Here is an 18,092-nt window from a genome sequence, read left to right as displayed (position 1 = left end):
GCCGACGAAGTCGGCGGGGGTAATGGAATTCAGCCTTGCCAGGAACAGTAACACGTTCTATTTTTAGCCTTGTGAGCTACAACATAGCGGACCTTGTCGAACATTCCATCGACCTGATGCCCGACCGCGTCGCGCTCGCTGACGACGGCCGCGAGGTGACCTACGCACAGCTGGAGGAGCGCGCCAACAAGTTGGCTCACTACCTGCTCGAACACGGTGTAAAACCGGGTGACAAGGTGGGCATCTACTCGCGTAACACGATCGAGGCCGTCGAGGCGATGGTCGCGGTGTTCAAGGCGCGGGCAGTGATGATCAACGTGAACTTCCGTTACGTCGAGAACGAGTTGCAATACATCTTCGACAATTCGGACATGGTCGCGTTGATCCACGAGCGCCGCTACAGCGATCGGGTGGCCGGCGTGCGGCCGAAGACCCCGCTGCTGAAGACGGTTCTCGTCGTCGATGACGATACGACCGGCACCATCGAGACCGCAGCGAATTCGGTCGAATACGAGACGGCGCTGGCGGCCTCGTCGGGCGAGCGGGACTTCGGTGAGCGGTCCCCCGACGACATCTTCATGCTCTACACCGGCGGCACCACGGGGCTGCCCAAGGGCGTGATGTGGCGGCACGAGGACTGGTGGCGGGTGCTCGGCGGTGGCATCAACTTCATCACCGGTGAGCCGATCGAGGACGAGTGGCAGCAGTCCAAGGTGGGTGCGGCCAACAATCCGAGCATGGTTCGGTTCCCGATCCCGCCGATGATCCACGGTGGTTCGCAGACGGCGACGTTCCACAGCTTGTTCGACGGTGGCAAAGCCGTGATGCTGCCCGAGTTCAGTGGGCACGGTGTGTGGCAGGCGATCGATCGTCACAAGATCAACCTGATCTTCATCACCGGTGACGCGATGGCGCGGCCGATGCTGGACGCGTTGATCGAGGGCAACCCGGAAACCGGTCAGCCCTATGACCTTTCGAGCCTGTACGTGGTGGCCAGCAGTGCGGCGCTGTTCTCGCCCGCGATCAAGGATCAGTTCCTCGAGTTGCTGCCGAACCGGATGATCTCCGATTCCATCGGCTCCTCGGAGACCGGTTTCGGTGGTCTGTCGATCGTGGCCAAGGGCGTCAACCACACCGGTGGGCCGCGGGTGAAGATCGACGGCTCCACCGAAGTGCTCGACGAGGACGGGAACCCGGTGCGGCCCGGCTCGGGTGCGGTCGGGATCCTGGCTCGCCGCGGGCACATTCCGCTCGGCTACTACAAGGACGAGGCGAAGACCGCCGCAACGTTCAAGGAGTACAACGGGATTCGCTACGCCATCCCCGGCGACTACGCCAGGGTCGAGGAAGACGGCACGGTCACCATGCTCGGCCGCGGCTCGGTCAGCATCAACAGCGGCGGCGAGAAGATCTACCCCGAAGAGGTCGAGGGGGCGCTCAAGACCCACCCGGAGATCTTCGACGCCCTCGTCGTGGGCGTCGACGACGAACGCTGGGGCCAGCGCGTCGTCGCGGTAGTGCAATGCCGTGGCGAGAACCGGCCGACCATCGATGATCTGCGCCCGTTCCTCACCAAAGAGATCGCCCCCTACAAGCTGCCGCGCAGCCTGTGGTTCGTCGACGAGATCAAACGCTCCCCGGCGGGCAAGCCCGACTATCGTTGGGCCAAAACACAAACCGAGGAGCGCGCCGCCGACGAGCACGCCGAGGCGAGCCGCAAGTAGGCATCGGAAACAGGGGGAAATCGAAGTGGTTGTCCGCTACGGGTACTTCGAGACGACCGCGCGCGGCTTCGAGCCGTTGCCGTTCGCCACGAGCGCCTGGTCGCCCACGATGGTCAATGGGCCTGCGATCTGCGGACTGATGGCCAGAGCGCTGGAACAGCAGCATTGTTCGGCGGGCTTCATGCCCGCCAGACTGACCGTTGACCTGTTCCGGCCCACTCTGGCCAAACCACTGACCGTGGTGACGGAGCTGGTTCGGGAAGGGCGGCGGATCCGCGTCGCCGACGCCGCGCTGATGCAGGACTGCGTGGACGTGGCCAGGGCGACGGTCGTCTTTCTCAAGCGATCGGTCCAGCCGCCGGGGCAGTTGTGGACGCGGGCGGAGGTCCCGCAGCCGCCGGCGGTGCCGGTCGCCACCGAACCAACCCGTCCGCTGTGGGGCAGTGACGCCCATGCCGACGGGTGGTCCGGCGAGATCCGCGAGCACCAGAACGACAGTCGAAAGCGCATGTGGCAAGTGCCGTTGTGCGTGGTCGAGGGTGAGACGCCCTCGCCATTCGTCGGCGCCGTGGTGATCGGCGAGGCGACGAGCCTGATGACCAATTGGGGCAGCGCAGGCGTCGGCTTCATCAACACCGATATGACCCTGGCCCTGGCCAGGCAGCCGGTGGGGTCCGAGGTCGGCGTGGAGGCCGACAGCCACATCAGCGCGGACGGTGTCGCGGTCGGCAGCGCCACCTTGTTCGACCGCGCGGGGTCCTTCGGCACCTGCGTGGTCACCGCGTTGTCGAATGCCGAGCGGCAGGTCGATTTCGCCAACGGCGACACCACTTCGGCGAAGGCCGGTATCTAGCAGCGACTTTCGACGGTCAGCGGTTGGCGAGTTCGGCGAGCCGGTAGGCGAGCGCCTGGCGGACGGCGGGGATTCGGGTGAGGGTCGACATGGTCAGGTTGCGTACTGCGCGGGCGGGGCGGGGCGTCAGGGTGGCCATGCGGGTCATCCGGTCGGTGAAGGCCACCACGCCGAGTGCTATTGGGCGCCTGGTTGTTTCGTAGGCGTCGAGCAGGGCTGTCGGCTCGCCGTTGACGACTCGGGCGAGTAGCGGTCCGAGAGTGGCGGCGTCTTGGATGCCGGTGTTCATGCCTTGGCCGCCCGCGGGACTGTGTACGTGGGCGGCGTCACCTGCCAAGAAGAATCGGCCGGCGCGGTAGTGGTCGGCGACGCGGTGATGCACGCGGAAGCGCGAACTCCACAGCACCTCACGGACTTTGCTGCTGCCGCCGGGGCCGCGGGTGTCGAGGATGGTTTGGATGTCGTCGCGGGTGGGGTGTTCGGGGGCCCCGTCGACGGTGGCGACTACGCGGTAGCGGTTCGGTTCGGCGTCGTCGGGTAGCGGTGCGACAACGGTGACGCCCTCTGGTGAAAGATGCAGTGCCACTTCGTCGCGGGCGATCGGCCAGTCCATACGGACGTCGGCGAGCACGAAGGAAGCGGGGTAGGTGTCGCCGGTGAAACCGATGCCAGCTTGCTCGCGGACGAGGCTGTGCATGCCGTCTGCACCGATGACGTAGTCGGCGCGGAGGGCGCCGGTAGTGCCTGCGGCATCGGTGTATTCGATAGTGACACCGTCATTTTCGTCGACGACATGGGTCACCTGATACGGGCGACGGACGTCGCCGCCTGCCTTGCGCAGCCGGGCGAGCAGTACTGCCTCCGTGGTGTCCTGCGGCGCCATCAGGGTGAAGGGGTACTGCGTCGGGAGGTCGTCGAATCGGATGGTCGCCAGTGTGCGCGCACCGTCGTGCACGGTGAATCGCGGCACCACAATGCCTTTGGTGATGAGCTCCTCGGCAATGCCGAGTTCGTGCAGCACCTCGAGGGTTCGGGCGTGCACGACGGCGGCGCGAGAAGTGTTGGCGCCCTCGGCGAGGCGGTCCAGGAGCACGAAGTCGACTCCGGCGTCGGCCAGGGTGATCGCCGCGGTCAGTCCGGCGGGGCCCGCGCCGACGATCGCGACGGAAGTGGTGCCCGGCAGCGGATTCTGGGTGGTGTTCATCGGAACTCCTGATGTCAACATCTGCTGAGATCACCGTGGTGGACGCGCGCGCCCGCTTCGTCGAACGGGTTCGGCTGCATCAACAGGCGGCCGGGCAACGGATTTCGGCATGGGACCTGCGGGAACTGTTGGAAAGCAAGAAGATCCACTTCGTGCGTGCCCGTGCGACGGATATCGACACCGAGGGCAAGCGGGTAGTGCTGGACACCGCGACGGCTCTCGATTACGACACCCTGGTGTACGCACTGGGCAGCATCGGCGACTCGAACGGCGTCCCCGGGGTGGCGGAGCATGCCTACTCGGTGTCGACGCCGGAGGACGCGGACCGCTTCGAGGCTATGCGGGGGCCCGTCATTGTGGTCGGCGCCGGGGCCACCGGCATCGAGCTGGCCGCGGAACTGGCTGAATCGCAACCGGATTCGCGCGTGCTGCTGCTCAGCCCGGACGAGCCCGGTGCGTGGCTGTCGCCGCGTGCGCAGGCACATATTCGCGGTGTGCTCGAGCGCCTCGGTGTCGAGATCCGTTCGGATGCCAAGGTGATCGAGGTGACAACGGACGGCGTGCGGCTGGCCGACGGCACGCTGATCGAGTCGGCGGCGACCGTGTGGACCGCCGGTTTCGCGGTGCCGGATCTGGCTGCGCGAGCGGGCCTTTCGGTCGACAGCGCGGGTCGCGTACGGACCGATGACTCGCTGCGGTCGGTCTCGCACCCGGACGTTTACGCGGCGGGCGACAGCGCGGTGGTCGCCGGTCCTGGCGGTCGTGAACTGCGGATGGCCTGCGCGACCGCGCTGCCCACCGGCAAGTACGCGGCCGATGCCGTGGCCGCCAGATTGCGCGGTGCCGAGCCGGGGCGGTTGCGGTTCCGGTACGCGCTGCAGTGCCTGAGCCTCGGTCGTCGGGACGGCCTCATCCAGTTCCTGCACGCCGATGATTCGCCGGCGCGAACCGTGCTGACCGGCCGAACGGCGGCGTGGGTGAAGGAGCTGATCGTGCGCGGCGCGGGGTGGACCGCTCGCCCCTGAATTCCGCTGTCGCCGAGGTGCTTCCCGGTGCCGATGCGCTGATCCGGCATCGACGTCCGGTACCGGGCCCGCCTTCGTCAACTCGGGGTTGACGGCTACCGATCGTCAACCTATCGTTGACGCATGACGATTCCCTACCGCCTCGACGACCTGATCGACGGCATCAAGAAAGCCCGCCCCGACAATGTGCTCGACCAACTGTCCGACGCCGTGGTCACCGGCAATCATCTCGGTGAACTGGCCGATCACCTGATCGGCCACTTCGTCGACCAGGCCCGCCGCACCGGCGCGTCGTGGACCGACATCGGCGCCAGCATGGGCGTCACCAAGCAGGCCGCGCAGAAGCGTTTCGTGGCCAAGGGCCCCGGCGATGTGGCCCAGGCCGCCCTGATGGATCCCAACGCGGGCTTCGCCAGGTTCACCGACCGGGCTCGGTCCATCATCGTTGCCGCGCAAGACGCCGCTCGTACCGCCGGAAACTCGGAGATCGGCACCACGCACCTGGTGCTCGGCCTCTTGGCCGAACCCAACGGCATCGGCGCGAAAGAGATCCTCACCAGCGGCATTACCCTGGAAGCGGTGCGCGAGGCCGCGACGGCCGCGCTGCCCGCAGGGGTAGGCGAGGTTCCCCCGCTCATCCCCTTCGATCCGGAAGCCAAGAAGGCCCTCGAACTCACCTTCCGTGAGGCACTTCGCCTCGGCCACAACTACGTCGGCACCGAACATATCCTGCTCGCCCTGCTCGAACAGGAGAACGGCGCTGGCCTGCTCACCGGGCTCGGCGTGGACAAGGCGAAGGTCGAAGCCCACATCGTCGAACTCCTGTCCGCGTTCTACACCGACAAGGGGTGAGGGTGGGCGGCTGAACCCTAGGCGCGCCCGCGCAACCCGCCGCCCCAACGTGGCCACTGCGCTTGGGGTTTCGGCTCGGACACCAGCGGCTCGCGCTCGATATCGGTGACGTACAGCGGTAGGTGGGGTGCCAGTTCCGCGAGCAACGCGAGCGTCTTGCCGCCCTGCGCGGCCCGGTACTCGGGCATCGTCAGCCCGACGATCTGCAGGAATCGCATTCTGCCGTGCGGAGTTTCGATGGTGCCGAGCTCCGGGTCGACGGTGAAGCTCACCGCGTGAATGCTCGAATTCGGCTGGTTGGCGGCGATCGGGCCGTTCGCCTTGATGGTGTGTCCCGGCTCGAACCACTTGCCGGACTGGAAGACGTAGCGCGCGAGATTCTGCAGGAAGTTCGCGGGCCACACCGGCGGCTCGGTGTCGGTCGGCTTGCGCACCAGCCGGAAGGTGAACTCGAAGCCCCAACCGGACTGCTCGGGGTTGTCCCACTCCTTCTCGTACAGCTCGGTCATGCCGTAACTGATGTAGTGCCAGTGCGGTACCGGTTCGGTGCGTGCGTACGCGCTGATGCCGTCGAGTGGATCGGGTCCGCCGAGCGACCAGCGGTGATCGGTGGCCCAATGGAAAGGTTCGATATCGCCGTAGATCGGACGCAGCGCGCCGTCGATGGCATTCCAGCCGGGTGCTTCACTCACTAACCCACCATAAACGGCGTTGTCCATCGGGCTTGGTCGCTGCGCTCCAGCGCCGGGTACAGGCTTGTTGTATCAGCTTGCAGGGCAACGGGTTTGACTGGCGCGGGCCGCGTTCGTTGCTGGGCGTCGGCTATTCGTCCGGGACGTTGCGGTCGAGTTCGTCCAGCCAGGCCGCGGCGGAGGCGTCGCTTGGGGCGCGCCAGTCGCCGCGGGGGGACAGGGAGCCGCCGGAGCCTACCTTGGGGGCGTTGGGCAGGGTTGAGCGTTTGAATTGGCTGGTTTGGATGAAGCGGCGCAGGAATTCGGCGAGCCAATGTTTGATGGTGGGGAGGTCGTAGGCGTTGCGCTGGTCGGCGGGAATCAGGTCGGGCCAGGGGCCTTGGGTCGGGTCTGACCATGCGTGCCTGGCCAGGTAGGCGATGCGGCTGGGGCGGTAGCCGAAGCGGAGCAGGTAGTAGAGGTGGAAGTCCTGCAGTTCGTAGGGGCCGACGGTGGCCTCGGAGCTCTGGCTCGGCGCGGCGGAGTCGGTGTCGGGCACCAATTCTGGGGAGATCTCCGTCCGCAGGATCGACCCGAGCACCTCGCCCGCCGCGGGGCCGAACTCGGCGGTGTCCACCGACCAGGCGATCAGATATTTGATCAGTGTCTTGGGCACCGACGCGTTCACGCTGTAGTGCGCCATGTGGTCGCCGACGCCGAAAGTGCACCAGCCGAGGGCGAGTTCGCTGAGATCGCCGGTGCCGATGACGAGCGCGCCGTGCTGGTTCGCCAGCCGGAACAGGTGCGAGGTGCGCTCGCCCGCTTGCACGTTCTCGTAGGTGATGTCGTACTGCGGCACGCCGTGGGCGGCCGGGTGGCCGAGGTCGCGCAGCATCTGGGTGGCCGACGGGCGGATATCGATTTCTTGCGTGGTGACACCGAGTGCGTCCATCAGCCGGTGCGCGTCGGTGCGGGTTCGGGTGCTGGTCGCGAAGCCGGGCATGGTGTAGCCCAAGACATTTGCGCGCGGCAGCCCGAGCCGGTCCATCGTCTTGGCGGCGACGATCAGCGCCAGGGTGGAGTCGAGCCCGCCGGAAACGCCGATGACGACCCGTTGCATCCCGGTGGCGCGCAGCCGGGTGCTCAGGCCCTCCACTTGAATGTGCTGCACCTCGGCACAGCGCTCGTTACGGACCGCTGGATCGGCCGGCACGTAGGGGAAGCGCTCGATGTCGCGCCGAAGATCAACCGCGCCCGCCGGGATCGGCAACTCCACCTCGATGCGACGCAGTTCGGCGAGCCGCTCGCGGTGGTCGTGCACATTGTCAGCAAAGCTGGTGGTGCGCAGCCGATCCGCGGCCAATCGGCGCAGATCGAGGTCGGCGGTGACCAGCTGAGGCTGATCGGCGAAACGCGCACCTTCGGCGAGCAGATCTCCGTTCTCGCACACCAGCGCCTGCCCGTCCCACGCCAGGTCGGTCGTCGATTCCCCATGTCCCGCAGCTGAATACAGGTAGGCGGCCAGATAGCGCGCCGAATGCGACGTGCACAGCGCCCTGCGATAGTCCGCCTTACCGATGACGATATTGCTCGCCGACAGGTTGACCAGCACCGTTGCCCCGGCCAGTGCCGCATAACCGCTGGGCGGCAACGGAACCCACCCGTCCTCGCAGATTTCCAGATGGAACACGAACCCGTCGAGATTGTTCGCCGTGAACAGCAGATCGGCGCCGAACGGCACCCGCTGCCCGGCGATCGTGACGTGTGTGCCGAGGTTCTCCCGAGCCGCCGCGAACTGGCGCTTCTCGTAGAACTCCCGATAGTTCGGCAGGTAGCTCTTCGGCACCGCACCGAGCACGACGCCGCGGCACACCGCGACGGCGCAGTTGAACAGCCGCCCCTGGGTCCGCACCGGCGCGCCGACCACCAGCACCGTATCGATGTCGACGCTCTCCGCGACCACGCGCGCCAGTGCCGCCTCGACCGCTTCGTCCAGCGCGTCCTGGTGGAACAGATCGTCGGCGGTGTAGCAGGAAAGCCCCAGCTCAGGGAAGACGGTCAGCACCACCGCGTCGGCCGCGGCCTGCCTGGCCAGCAGCAGCGTCTGCTCGACGTTGTACGCCGGGTCCGCGACCCGCACCCGGGGCACGGCCACCGCCACCCGCGCGAAGTCGTGCCGGTAGAGCGATGCGAAGGGCAGTTCGTGCACTGCCGTCCCCCTTCGACGAGGATGCCGGAGATGATCATGATTTCCCCTCCGGAACCTACCCCCGATGCTGGCCCGCTAAGCTATAGCAATGGCGGATGAAACGGATTCCGACCTAATCGCGGGGGAACGACGCGCCGATCTGTTGCGTGCGCTTTCTTATGTGTCCACAGAGTCACAGCCGGACGGCGGCTACGTCGTCAACGGCGACCTTCCCCCCGAGGTGGCGCCCCCCTTTATTCGGGCGATCATGCGGGTCGAAGCGGAGTTGTTGTTGCACGACGCGGAGCTGGTCACCGTGGAGGGTGGCGAGCCGAGGTCCCCGGAGGAACGCCGGACCGATGCGTTCGTCGCGTTGGTGTTGCGCGTCGACGATCGGGCATAGGGATAGGGCGCGCCGTGAGCGCCAGGCCCGGAGGCGGTAGCGAAGCGTGACCACGCAGGGACCGCGAACGGCGCCATAGGGCAGAGCACCTTGCACTCGGCACGACCGAGTGCTAAAAATGGCTTTGGCACTCTCTACCTATGAGTGCCAGGTCGGGACGGTGAGACCGGGTTCCATCGACACCCTCGGTCGTCCGTCGCGGGCACCGAACCTGGCCAGCGTAATGGGGCGATCCAACCTGCGGTCGTCCTGTGTGTCAGCCATACACATGGAGGATCTCAACAACGCCATGGCCAAGACAATTGCGTACGACGAAGAGGCCCGTCGCGGTCTCGAGCGGGGCCTCAATGCCCTCGCTGATGCGGTCAAGGTGACGCTGGGGCCGAAGGGTCGCAACGTTGTCCTGGAGAAGAAGTGGGGCGCCCCCACGATCACCAACGATGGTGTTTCCATCGCCAAGGAGATCGAGCTGGAGGACCCGTACGAGAAGATCGGCGCCGAGCTGGTCAAGGAAGTTGCCAAGAAGACGGACGACGTCGCTGGCGACGGCACCACCACCGCCACCGTGCTCGCCCAGGCGCTGGTGCGCGAGGGCCTGCGCAACGTCGCGGCCGGCGCGAACCCGCTCGGTCTGAAGCGCGGTATCGAGAAGGCTGTCGAGGCCGTCACGGCTCGTCTGCTGGAGTCCGCCAAGGAGATCGACACCAAGGAGCAGATCGCTGCTACCGCTGGTATCTCCGCGGGCGACTCGTCCATCGGTGAGCTCATCGCCGAGGCCATGGACAAGGTCGGCAAGGAAGGTGTCATCACCGTCGAGGAGAGCAACACCTTCGGGCTCCAGCTGGAGCTGACCGAGGGCATGCGCTTCGACAAAGGCTACATCTCGGGTTACTTCGTCACCGACCCGGAGCGTCAGGAAGCGGTCCTCGAGGATCCGTACATCCTGCTGGTCGGCTCGAAGATCTCGACCGTCAAGGACCTGCTGCCGCTGCTGGAGAAGGTCATCCAGGCCGGCAAGCCGCTGCTGATCATCGCCGAGGACGTCGAGGGCGAAGCCCTGTCCACCCTGGTGGTCAACAAGATCCGTGGCACCTTCAAGTCCGTTGCCGTCAAGGCGCCGGGCTTCGGTGACCGTCGCAAGGCGCAGCTCGCCGACATCGCCATCCTCACCGGTGGCGAGGTCATCAGCGAAGAGGTCGGCCTCTCCCTGGAGACCGCTGGCGTCGAGCTGCTCGGCCAGGCGCGCAAGGTCGTCATCACCAAGGACGAGACCACCATCGTCGAGGGCGCGGGCGACGCGGAGGCCATCAAGGGCCGCGTGCAGCAGATCCGTGCCGAGATCGAGAACTCGGACTCGGACTACGACCGGGAGAAGCTGCAGGAGCGTCTGGCCAAGCTGGCCGGCGGTGTTGCGGTCATCAAGGCCGGTGCCGCGACCGAGGTCGAGCTCAAGGAGCGCAAGCACCGCATCGAAGATGCCGTGCGTAACGCGAAGGCTGCCGTCGAAGAGGGCATCGTCGCCGGTGGTGGCGTTGCGCTGCTGCAGTCGGCGCCTGCTCTGGACGCACTGAAGCTCGAGGGCGACGAGGCGACCGGTGCCAACATCGTGCGCGTCGCGCTGTCGGCTCCGCTGAAGCAGATCGCCTTCAACGCCGGCCTCGAGCCGGGCGTTGTCGCCGAGAAGGTCTCCAACCTGCCGGCCGGCCACGGCCTCAACGCCGATTCCGGCGTGTACGAGGACCTGCTTGCCGCCGGTGTCGCCGACCCGGTGAAGGTCACCCGCTCCGCGCTGCAGAACGCGGCGTCCATCGCGGCTCTGTTCCTCACCACCGAGGCCGTCGTCGCCGACAAGCCGGAGAAGTCCGCCGCACCCGCCGGCGACCCGACCGGTGGCATGGGCGGCATGGACTTCTGAGTCCAGCCACCCGGCAACACCTTTAGAAACCGAAAGCCGGTCCACCCTCGGGTGGACCGGCTTTCAGCGTCTGCGGAGTCCCGTCCGCGCTTCGATCCGAACTCTACAGGTAAGGCTAACCTATGTTCAAGTGGGGTTTGGGTCAGCTGCCGTCGACGGACAGGACGGTGAAGGGCTTCGGGGTGCCGGGGCCCATCGGGCCGCCCTTGTCGAATTGTGAAGCGACGACCAGGGTTCGATTGTTGACGCGGACCAATGTGGTTGGCAGGCCTAGGGATTCGTCGGTGATGCGGTGGTCCATGGTCGCTGCGGCGCCGTCGTCGGCGACGGTCCAGCGGGCGATGGTGTTGTCGGTGTTCTGTACCACCCACAGGGTGTTGTCGCGCAGTTCCAGTCCGTCGCCGTGGATCATGTTGCCGCCGTGCAGGTCGACCTTGCTGATCGGGTCCGCCGCATCCGGGGTGAGGGCGATGCGGTACAGCTCGCCGACGTTCATGTCGACGGTCAGCAGGTAGCGGCCGCTCGCGTCGGCAACGATCCCGTTCAGGGTGAAGACATCGGGGGCATGCGGCGCGACGACCGTGCTCAGGTCGAATTGTGTTGTCATATCGGCACGTCCGCCGTGGGCCGCGGCGTCGGCCACCTGTGCGGCGGTGACGCGATAGACGACGCTGCGCGTGGTATCGGTCAGGTACGCGGTGCCGTCCGGGGTGATGGCCAGGTCGTTGACGAAGCGCGCCGCCGGGCCCGGTACGTCGAAACGGGCGATCAATGCGCGAGTCGCGATGTCGTACACGGCAACTCCGGCGGTGGAGTCGGTCACCCAGAGCCGTCCCGCCTGATCGACCTTCAGTCCATTGGCGGTCTGACGACCGTCGGCACCCTCCGGCAGGAAGATCTCGGCCTGCTTGGCCCCCGGCACGGCCCGGTAGACGGCCCCGGTGGCGAACGAGCCGACGTAGGTGTCGCCGGTCCGTGGATCGGCGGCGATGCCCTCGGGGTAGACGCGGTCGCCCGGCAGGTCGTAGGCGGTGGTGATCCGGGTGGACGGCGCGTCGGGCGCGGGCTGCGCCGCGGTTTCGGTGCTTCCACAGGCCGCAACGGCGGTGCAGGCCACCGCGATGGCGAAGGTCGCCATGCGGCGGCGCGATGCGTGGGACATGCTCATACCTCTCATCAGGTCTATCTCTTAGGCGTACTCAAATCTAAGAATGAATACGAACATAGATTAGAGTTCTAATATTAGTCAAGAGTCTTACGAAAGGTCGGGCAGATACCATGCGGTCATGACGTCCCTGCACTCCTCCGAGCGCCTCGGCTCCTACGTGAAGCGTGCCGAGCAGGCGCTGCAAACGGCGAAGCATGCCGCGCTGAAGCCCGCGGGCGTCACCGTCCCGCAGTACGCCGCCCTGCTCTTCCTCGACGAGAACCCCGGCATCTCGGCCGCCGCGCTGGCCCGGCTCTGCGGCGTGACGCCGCCGACGATGAACACCGTGCTGACCAACCTGCAGGACCGCGGCCTCATCGAGCGCACCCCGCACGCGTGGCACAAGAACATCCTGGAAACCCGGCTCACCGAAGCGGGCGCCGTCGTCATGAAAGACGCCGACGCGCGCGCCGTCCGGGTCGAACGAGCGGTAGCGGCCGGATTCACCGACGCCGAACGAGTCACTCTCCAGGAACTGCTGGCCCGCTGCGCGGACCTGTTCGACTCTGTACGGTCCGAAACCCCTTCCGCGCCAAAGAAATAGGCCGACTGGCACGCCAGACATGTTGCCGCCCAATGTATTCGCGTACCAGTAGTAGCGCCACGATTTCGTGCGCCGCCGCCGACGCATTGTCCCGCGGCGGCGATCGGTAGTCCCCGCTCCGCCGCAATCGGCATGCGGCTCACCCCAATAGCCACATCAAGACGAAGTCCGTGGTCGGGCGCCCTTCGCGGATGCCGAGCGAGGGTGCCGCCTACGCCGTCTATTCACCGATCCATTCGGAACTACCGGTACGGCGTGAAGTCCACTGGGGGACAGGACGAATCAGGCATAACCACCGGACCAGTTCGGTAAGAATTCGTTCTATGAATTCCCGTCAAAATCGCGCACTGCCCGCTCCGTCCATCTGTAACGTGTGTCACGGCAAACTGTCAGTGACAATGGATTTGCCTGATGTTGATCGCCATCAACGACGGTATGACGCGCTATCGAGCGAGCATATGAACCTACCGCCGACTCGGTGTGAAAAATGCTTAGCAAACGTACGATGAGTTCCCAACAACTCTGCCAACTTTCGGCTAACAGCCGGTCAGTTGCGGGTTGATACCAAGGGGCCGATCCATGTCGAGTGCTTCTTGGGCTTCTGTATTGTCTGGCCCAATGTCACAGGATGCGAATACGGGTCGAATGTATGCCGGGCAACCCGTCGAGGACCGGCAACGTCAGCGGCGTGCGCGTTTTCTGGAATCGGGCCTGACGGTCTTCGCGCGCGACGGCTACGCCAATAGTTCGGTCGGCGCCATCTGTAAGGACGCCGGACTCTCCTCACGACAGTTCTACGAGGAGTTCACCGGACGCGAGTCCCTACTACTCGAGCTCTACGAACAGATCGACCGCGAGTCGCGTGACGCGGTCGCCAAGTCATTGGAAAGTAAGGCCGACGCGAGCGCGCTCGAGATCATCGACGCGTCCACTCGCGCCTACGTCGAGTCCATCGGCTCGGATCCGCGCAAGGCGCGCGTCGCACTGGTCGAGGTGGTCGGTGCGGGACCGAAGGTGGAGAAGTTCCGGCTGGAACTGCGCCGGGTCTGGGGGTCGCTGCTGGCGGGTGCCGCGGAGGACGCGGCCATGCACGGCGAGATCCCGACCGGTGACTACGAGATGCGGGTGCTCGCGATCATCGGCGCGGTGAACTACGTGGTGGATTCGTGGAGCGGTGCGGATCCGCGCCCGCCGCTCGACGACGTGATCAGGGTGCTGAGCAGGGTGATCATGGGCGCGGTCGGCGCGTAGCCGCCGAGCGGGCACGGTAGCGTGCCCAGCATGGAGACGGTTCCGATCCAGATGCCGGACGGCAGCACCGTTCCGGTGCGGCTGATCCCGGCCAGCGGTGCGCACCGGCATCCGGTCACGCCGGACGCACCGCGGCCGGTGCTGGTGATCGTGCCCGGTCTCGGGGTGCCCGCCGGGTATTACGAGGGGTTCGCCGGGAAGCTGGCGGCGCGCGGGTTCGACATGGCGATCGGCGAGCTGCGCGGCAACGGCGACAGCAGGCCGAAGCCGAGCGCCGCCAGCACCTACGGCTACCACGAGCTGGTGTCGGTCGACTTTCCGGCGATCTTCGAGGTGGTGCGCGATCGGTTCCCGGCGAGCACGCCGTACCTGCTCGGGCACAGCATGGGCGGCCAGTTCGCGGTCATGTACGCGTCGCGGATTCGCGGCAGGCTCGGCGGGCTGATCCTGATCGCCTCCGGAACGCCGTATTACCGTGGCTACCCTGGACTTTCGAGCCCGGGCATGCTGGTGGGCACGGCGGCCGCCGCGCTCACCGCGGGCCTGGCCGGCTTCTGGCCGGGCGACCGGATCCCGGCGGGCGGCTTCGGCAGGCAGTCCAAGGTGCTGGTCGCGGATTGGGCGCGGCTGGCCCGCACCGGCCGGTTCCAGCCGGTCGGTGCGGACATCGACTACGAGGAGCGGATCGCCCGCCTGAAGCTGCCGGTTCTGTCCATCACCATGACCGGCGACGACCTCACCCCGCCGGGTTCGGCCGAACACCTGTTGAGCAAGCTGCCCAAGGCCGACGTGACGACCTGGCATCAGCCGGAATCGCTGGGGCACAACGGCTGGATCCGCGAATACACCACCACCATCGATCAGATCGAGAAGTGGCTGCGCGATCGTTAGATGTGCCGGCGGCCCACGTCGAGATGGCGGCTGAAACCGTCGAGCATGGCGTCCAGCCCGACCTCGAAATGGTCGATGTCGGTGGCCTGCTCCGGCTCGTCGCCGCGCTGCGCGGCGACCGCGGCGATGGCGTGGCTGAGGATGTGGCCGATCGCGTACTCGCGCAGGCAGCGGGTCAGCTGCAGCGCGACCGTCGCCGAAAACCCATGCCCTTGTAGATGTTCCACCATCCAGCTGCCGGTTTCGACGGCCAGTTCACTGCGCACCGGGCGGGTCGCGAAGACCGGCACCGCGTTCGGGTGCCTGCGCAGCGTGGACCGCAGCCGGTGCGCGTAGGCGCGCATCAGGTCGCGCCAAGGTTCCTGCCACGGTAGGGATTCCATGTCCAGCTCGGCGAACATCGCGTCGGCGATGCCGTCGAACAGCTCCTGCTGATCGGTGAAGTGCCGGTAGGCGGCCATCGGATCGGCGCCGAGCGCGGTGCCGAGTTTGCGCATAGAAAATCCGTCGACACCGGTCCGATCGATGAGGGTCAGCGCGACCGCGGCGATATAGTCGCGGTTCAAGGTGGTTCGCGTCGACGGCGCCGGACTCGCCCGCCGGGTGCGGGCGCGCCGCGCGCGCGTCACCTCGACGAGGTTCTCGGAATCCACGACAGCTCTCCTCCTGGGCCCAGGTCTACGACGTAGATGGTATCTACACCGTAGGCTCAGGGCCCCGGAACCAGCAGTTACCCGCGCCGCTCGATGAGCATCTGGGTGAAGAACTCGTAGATCAGCCCCGCCTGGAAAGCCGACTGCTTGTTGTCCGCCGCGCCGCCGTGGCCGCCCTCGATGTTCTCGTGGTACCAGAATTCGTGGCCCTGCTCCTCCAACAGCGCGGCCATCTTGCGGGCGTGGCCGGGGTGCACGCGGTCGTCGCGGGTGGAGGTGGTGAGCAGGATCGGCGGGTAGGCCACGTCGGCCTTGGCGTTCTGATACGGCGAGTACTTGCTGAGGTATGCCCACTCCTCGGGCTTGTCCGGGTCGCCGTATTCGGCGATCCACGAGGCACCCGCGAGCAGCAGGTGGTAGCGCTTCATGTCCAGCAGCGGCACCTGGCAGACGATCGCGCCGAACAGCTCCGGGTAGCGGGTCAGCATCACGCCCATGAGCAGCCCGCCGTTGCTGCCACCCACCGCGCCGAGCTGATCGGCCGTGGTGATGCCCCGTGCGACAAGGTCTTTCGCGATTGCCGCGAAGTCCTCGTACACCTTGTGCCGGTTCGCCTTCTGCACCGAGGTGTGCCATTGCGGGCCGTACTCGCCGCCGCCGCGGATGTTGGTCATCACCCAGGTGCCGCCGCGCTCCAGCCAGCCCATCCCGGACGCACCGCTGTAGGCGGGCGTGCGCGAGACCTCGAAGCCGCCGTAGCCGGACATCACCGTCGGGCCCGGGGTGCCCTTGCGGTCGCGATGGCGAATCACGAAGTACGGCACCTGAGTTCCGTCGTCCGACGTCGCGAAGAACTGCTCGGTCTCGATGCCGTCGGCGTCGAAGAAGCCGGGCTCCTGCTTGAGCTGCTCGGTGCCGCCGCCGACCGAGCTCGCGAGCAGCGTCGCCGGGGTGGTGAATCCGCTTGTGGTGAGCATGAATTCGTCGCCACCCTCGAGCGGGTCGAGATTCATCACGCTGGTGGTCGCCATCGGCGGGGTGTCGGCCAATGACTCGCTGCGCCAGCCGCCCGGGCCCGGTGTCAGCACGTAGAGCTTGGTCTGCACGTCCTCGAGGGTGATGAGCAGCAGGTGGTTCTCGGTCCAGCCGTAACCGTGCAGCGAGGTGTGCGCGTCCGGGGTGAAGATCACCTCGAATTCCCTTGCGCCGGAAAGGAACTTGTCGAAGTCTATGGCCAGCAGCGCGCCGGCCGGGTAGGCGTTGCCGCCGACCTCCCACGGCGACTTCAGCCGGACCAGCAGCCAATCCTTGTACCAGGATTCGCTGGCATCGGTGGGGGTCTCCAGATGCCGTAGGGTGCCGTCGTTTTCGAGCAGGTACACGTCTTCGTTGAAGAAGTCGGTGGCGCGGCCGATGTAATGCCGCTCGTAGCCGGGGGTCCGGTCGTAGCCCGCCGACACCGCGACGTCACCGGCTTCGCCTTCGAAAACGGTGACCGCCTCGGTCAACTCGGTGCCGCGCTGCCAGCGTTTGGCGATGCGCGGGTAGCCGGAGTCGGTCAGCGAGCCGGGGCCGAAGTCGGTGCCGACGTACACCGCATCGATGTCGATCCAGCGCATTTCGGACTTCGCCTCGGGCAAAAAGAAGCCGCCGTCCGCAGGATCGATGAATTCCCGTGTCGCCATATCGAATTCGCGCACCACCTTGGCATCCGCGCCGCCGCGCGACAGGCTGATCAGCGCGCGCGACTGTTCCGGTCGCAGCACCCCCGCGCCGCCCCACACCCAGTTCTCGTCCTCGGCGGTGGCCAGCGCGTCCAGGTCGATCAGCACGTCCCAGTCGGGCGACTCCTTGGCGTACTCGGCGAACGTGGTGCGCCGCCACAGGCCCCGCGGGTGCTCGGCATCGCGCCAGAAGTTGTACAGCCAGCTGCCACGCCGCCCCGGGTAGGCGATCTTGGTGTCGGTGTCGAGCATGTCCAGAATGCGCTGTTCGAGCTCGCTGAACCGGTCGGCGGAGGCGAATCGCTCGACGACCACACTGTTGTGCGCACGGGCCCAGTCGAGGGCCCGCTCATCGGTCACTTGTTCGAGCCAGAGGTAAGGGTCGGTCACATTCTGCTCAACGCCGGTCATCCCCTCATTGTTGCCGACCAGCGCAAATCACAGCGTGGGGGTTACCAGAAGTGCGCTACGTCCACCACCACGCGCGACCCGCTGCCCGGCCCGTCGAGGGTGAATACCCGCATCGGCAGCCGTGCGCGGACGCCGAGTCCGACGGTGGTCTGGCCCTCGAACGAGCCGGCCCACGCCACCTGGCGGAAGGTCTGGTACCCGGCCACGTCGACAAGCTCGTTCCGGTTGCCCGGCCGGTAGGTGGTGTTGCCCGCGGTGTCGTGCGCGGGCGCGAGGACGACGACGTTCAGGAACGCGCCGCCCCGCAGTGGCACCGGCGCACCCGATCCGTCCATCGTCACCCGATCGACGTAGCCGACGCGATAGCCCGCGGCCGAACCCGCGACATCGACAACCAGCCGATCGAAACATTCGTGCCGACCGGACCGGATACCGGTGATCGGTTCGGGCGTCATGGGCGAACTCGCCTTGTCGAGCGAACCCCACACCAGGCCGCAATACGAGGGCGCCGCCGCGGCCGTTCCTGGAGTGATCCAAATACCGACCAGAGTCGCGACGGAGGCAATCAGAAGAAAT

Annotated in this window: 16 protein-coding genes; 9 read left to right on the top strand and 7 right to left on the bottom strand. The window is 66.6% G+C overall.

The genetic code is table 11. The features are described 5' to 3' along the window. Window positions 1-71: 71 nt before the first annotated feature. Together ACIBCN_RS11660 and ACIBCN_RS11655 are read left to right on the top strand one after the other, a co-directional pair. Window positions 72-1,724, top strand: a complete 1,653-nt coding sequence (locus tag ACIBCN_RS11660; protein ID WP_396991464.1) for an acyl-CoA synthetase — start codon at window positions 72-74, stop codon at window positions 1,722-1,724. A gap of 25 nt (window positions 1,725-1,749) precedes the next feature. Next, entirely contained in the window at window positions 1,750-2,577 is an 828-nt protein-coding gene (locus ACIBCN_RS11655) for a thioesterase family protein (RefSeq protein WP_396991463.1), read from the top strand. Between the two features lie 16 nt (window positions 2,578-2,593). On the opposite strand, the gene ACIBCN_RS11650 is transcribed toward ACIBCN_RS11655, so the two are convergent. Beyond that, on the bottom strand, window positions 2,594-3,781 hold the full coding sequence (locus ACIBCN_RS11650; protein ID WP_396991462.1) for an FAD-dependent oxidoreductase: 1,188 nt from the start codon (window positions 3,779-3,781) through the stop codon (window positions 2,594-2,596). Window positions 3,782-3,792: 11 nt separating this feature from the next. On the opposite strand from ACIBCN_RS11650, the gene ACIBCN_RS11645 reads away from it, so the two are divergent. Both ACIBCN_RS11645 and ACIBCN_RS11640 read left to right on the top strand, forming a co-directional pair. Next, complete coding sequence (locus tag ACIBCN_RS11645; RefSeq protein WP_396991461.1) at window positions 3,793-4,806, top strand: NAD(P)/FAD-dependent oxidoreductase; 1,014 nt, start codon at window positions 3,793-3,795, stop codon at window positions 4,804-4,806. Between the two features lie 123 nt (window positions 4,807-4,929). Further along, window positions 4,930-5,658: a Clp protease N-terminal domain-containing protein gene (locus ACIBCN_RS11640; RefSeq protein WP_396991460.1), complete on the top strand. Its 729-nt coding sequence runs from the start codon at window positions 4,930-4,932 to the stop codon at window positions 5,656-5,658. Between the two features lie 17 nt (window positions 5,659-5,675). Here ACIBCN_RS11640 and ACIBCN_RS11635 read toward each other — a convergent pair whose 3' ends face one another. Next, the gene (locus tag ACIBCN_RS11635; protein WP_396991459.1) at window positions 5,676-6,350 is read right to left on the bottom strand and encodes a suppressor of fused domain protein; all 675 of its coding nucleotides are present in this window, start codon (window positions 6,348-6,350) and stop codon (window positions 5,676-5,678) included. A 130-nt stretch (window positions 6,351-6,480) separates the two neighbouring features. Continuing rightward, window positions 6,481-8,538, bottom strand: a complete 2,058-nt coding sequence (locus ACIBCN_RS11630) for an NAD(+) synthase (protein WP_396991458.1) — start codon at window positions 8,536-8,538, stop codon at window positions 6,481-6,483. Window positions 8,539-8,626: 88 nt separating this feature from the next. Here ACIBCN_RS11630 and ACIBCN_RS11625 point away from each other — a divergent pair, with 88 nt between their 5' ends. Together ACIBCN_RS11625 and groL are read left to right on the top strand one after the other, a co-directional pair. Next, window positions 8,627-8,920: a hypothetical protein gene (locus tag ACIBCN_RS11625; RefSeq protein WP_040739548.1), complete on the top strand. Its 294-nt coding sequence runs from the start codon at window positions 8,627-8,629 to the stop codon at window positions 8,918-8,920. Between the two features lie 289 nt (window positions 8,921-9,209). Then, the gene (groL, locus tag ACIBCN_RS11620) at window positions 9,210-10,835 is read left to right on the top strand and encodes a chaperonin GroEL (protein WP_396991457.1); all 1,626 of its coding nucleotides are present in this window, start codon (window positions 9,210-9,212) and stop codon (window positions 10,833-10,835) included. A 142-nt stretch (window positions 10,836-10,977) separates the two neighbouring features. Here the strand turns inward: groL and ACIBCN_RS11615 are convergent, their stop codons facing one another. After that, a complete protein-coding gene (locus tag ACIBCN_RS11615) occupies window positions 10,978-11,997 on the bottom strand; it encodes an SMP-30/gluconolactonase/LRE family protein (protein ID WP_396991456.1) in 1,020 nt (339 codons plus the stop codon). Between the two features lie 124 nt (window positions 11,998-12,121). On the opposite strand from ACIBCN_RS11615, the gene ACIBCN_RS11610 reads away from it, so the two are divergent. The 3 genes from ACIBCN_RS11610 (at window position 12,122) to ACIBCN_RS11600 (ending at window position 14,728) form a co-directional block, all read left to right on the top strand. After that, a complete protein-coding gene (locus ACIBCN_RS11610; protein ID WP_396991455.1) occupies window positions 12,122-12,586 on the top strand; it encodes a MarR family winged helix-turn-helix transcriptional regulator in 465 nt (154 codons plus the stop codon). Between the two features lie 618 nt (window positions 12,587-13,204). After that, window positions 13,205-13,837, top strand: coding sequence for a TetR/AcrR family transcriptional regulator (locus tag ACIBCN_RS11605; RefSeq protein WP_379284343.1), 633 nt, complete (start codon window positions 13,205-13,207; stop codon window positions 13,835-13,837). Between the two features lie 30 nt (window positions 13,838-13,867). Further along, window positions 13,868-14,728, top strand: coding sequence for an alpha/beta fold hydrolase (locus tag ACIBCN_RS11600; protein ID WP_396991454.1), 861 nt, complete (start codon window positions 13,868-13,870; stop codon window positions 14,726-14,728). On the opposite strand, the gene ACIBCN_RS11595 is transcribed toward ACIBCN_RS11600, so the two are convergent. The 3 genes from ACIBCN_RS11595 to ACIBCN_RS11585 all read right to left on the bottom strand — a co-directional run bounded on the left by ACIBCN_RS11595 (window position 14,725) and on the right by ACIBCN_RS11585 (window position 17,971). Continuing rightward, a complete protein-coding gene (locus ACIBCN_RS11595) occupies window positions 14,725-15,381 on the bottom strand; it encodes a TetR/AcrR family transcriptional regulator C-terminal domain-containing protein (protein WP_396991453.1) in 657 nt (218 codons plus the stop codon). The two genes, ACIBCN_RS11600 and ACIBCN_RS11595, sit on opposite strands and share 4 nt — an antisense overlap. Before the next feature lie 77 nt (window positions 15,382-15,458). Then, window positions 15,459-17,516 carry a prolyl oligopeptidase family protein gene (locus ACIBCN_RS11590; RefSeq protein WP_396991452.1) on the bottom strand — a complete coding sequence of 686 codons (2,058 nt, stop codon included), beginning with the start codon at window positions 17,514-17,516 and terminating at the stop codon, window positions 15,459-15,461. A gap of 41 nt (window positions 17,517-17,557) precedes the next feature. After that, window positions 17,558-17,971 carry a hypothetical protein gene (locus tag ACIBCN_RS11585; RefSeq protein WP_396991451.1) on the bottom strand — a complete coding sequence of 138 codons (414 nt, stop codon included), beginning with the start codon at window positions 17,969-17,971 and terminating at the stop codon, window positions 17,558-17,560. Window positions 17,972-18,092: the final 121 nt, after the last annotated feature.

Source organism: Nocardia sp. NPDC051052 (genome assembly GCF_044456045.1).
Taxonomy (GTDB): domain Bacteria; phylum Actinomycetota; class Actinomycetes; order Mycobacteriales; family Mycobacteriaceae; genus Nocardia.
The sequence above is the reverse complement of the archived record's forward strand: the minus strand, read 5'-3'. Positions and strand labels throughout refer to the sequence as shown.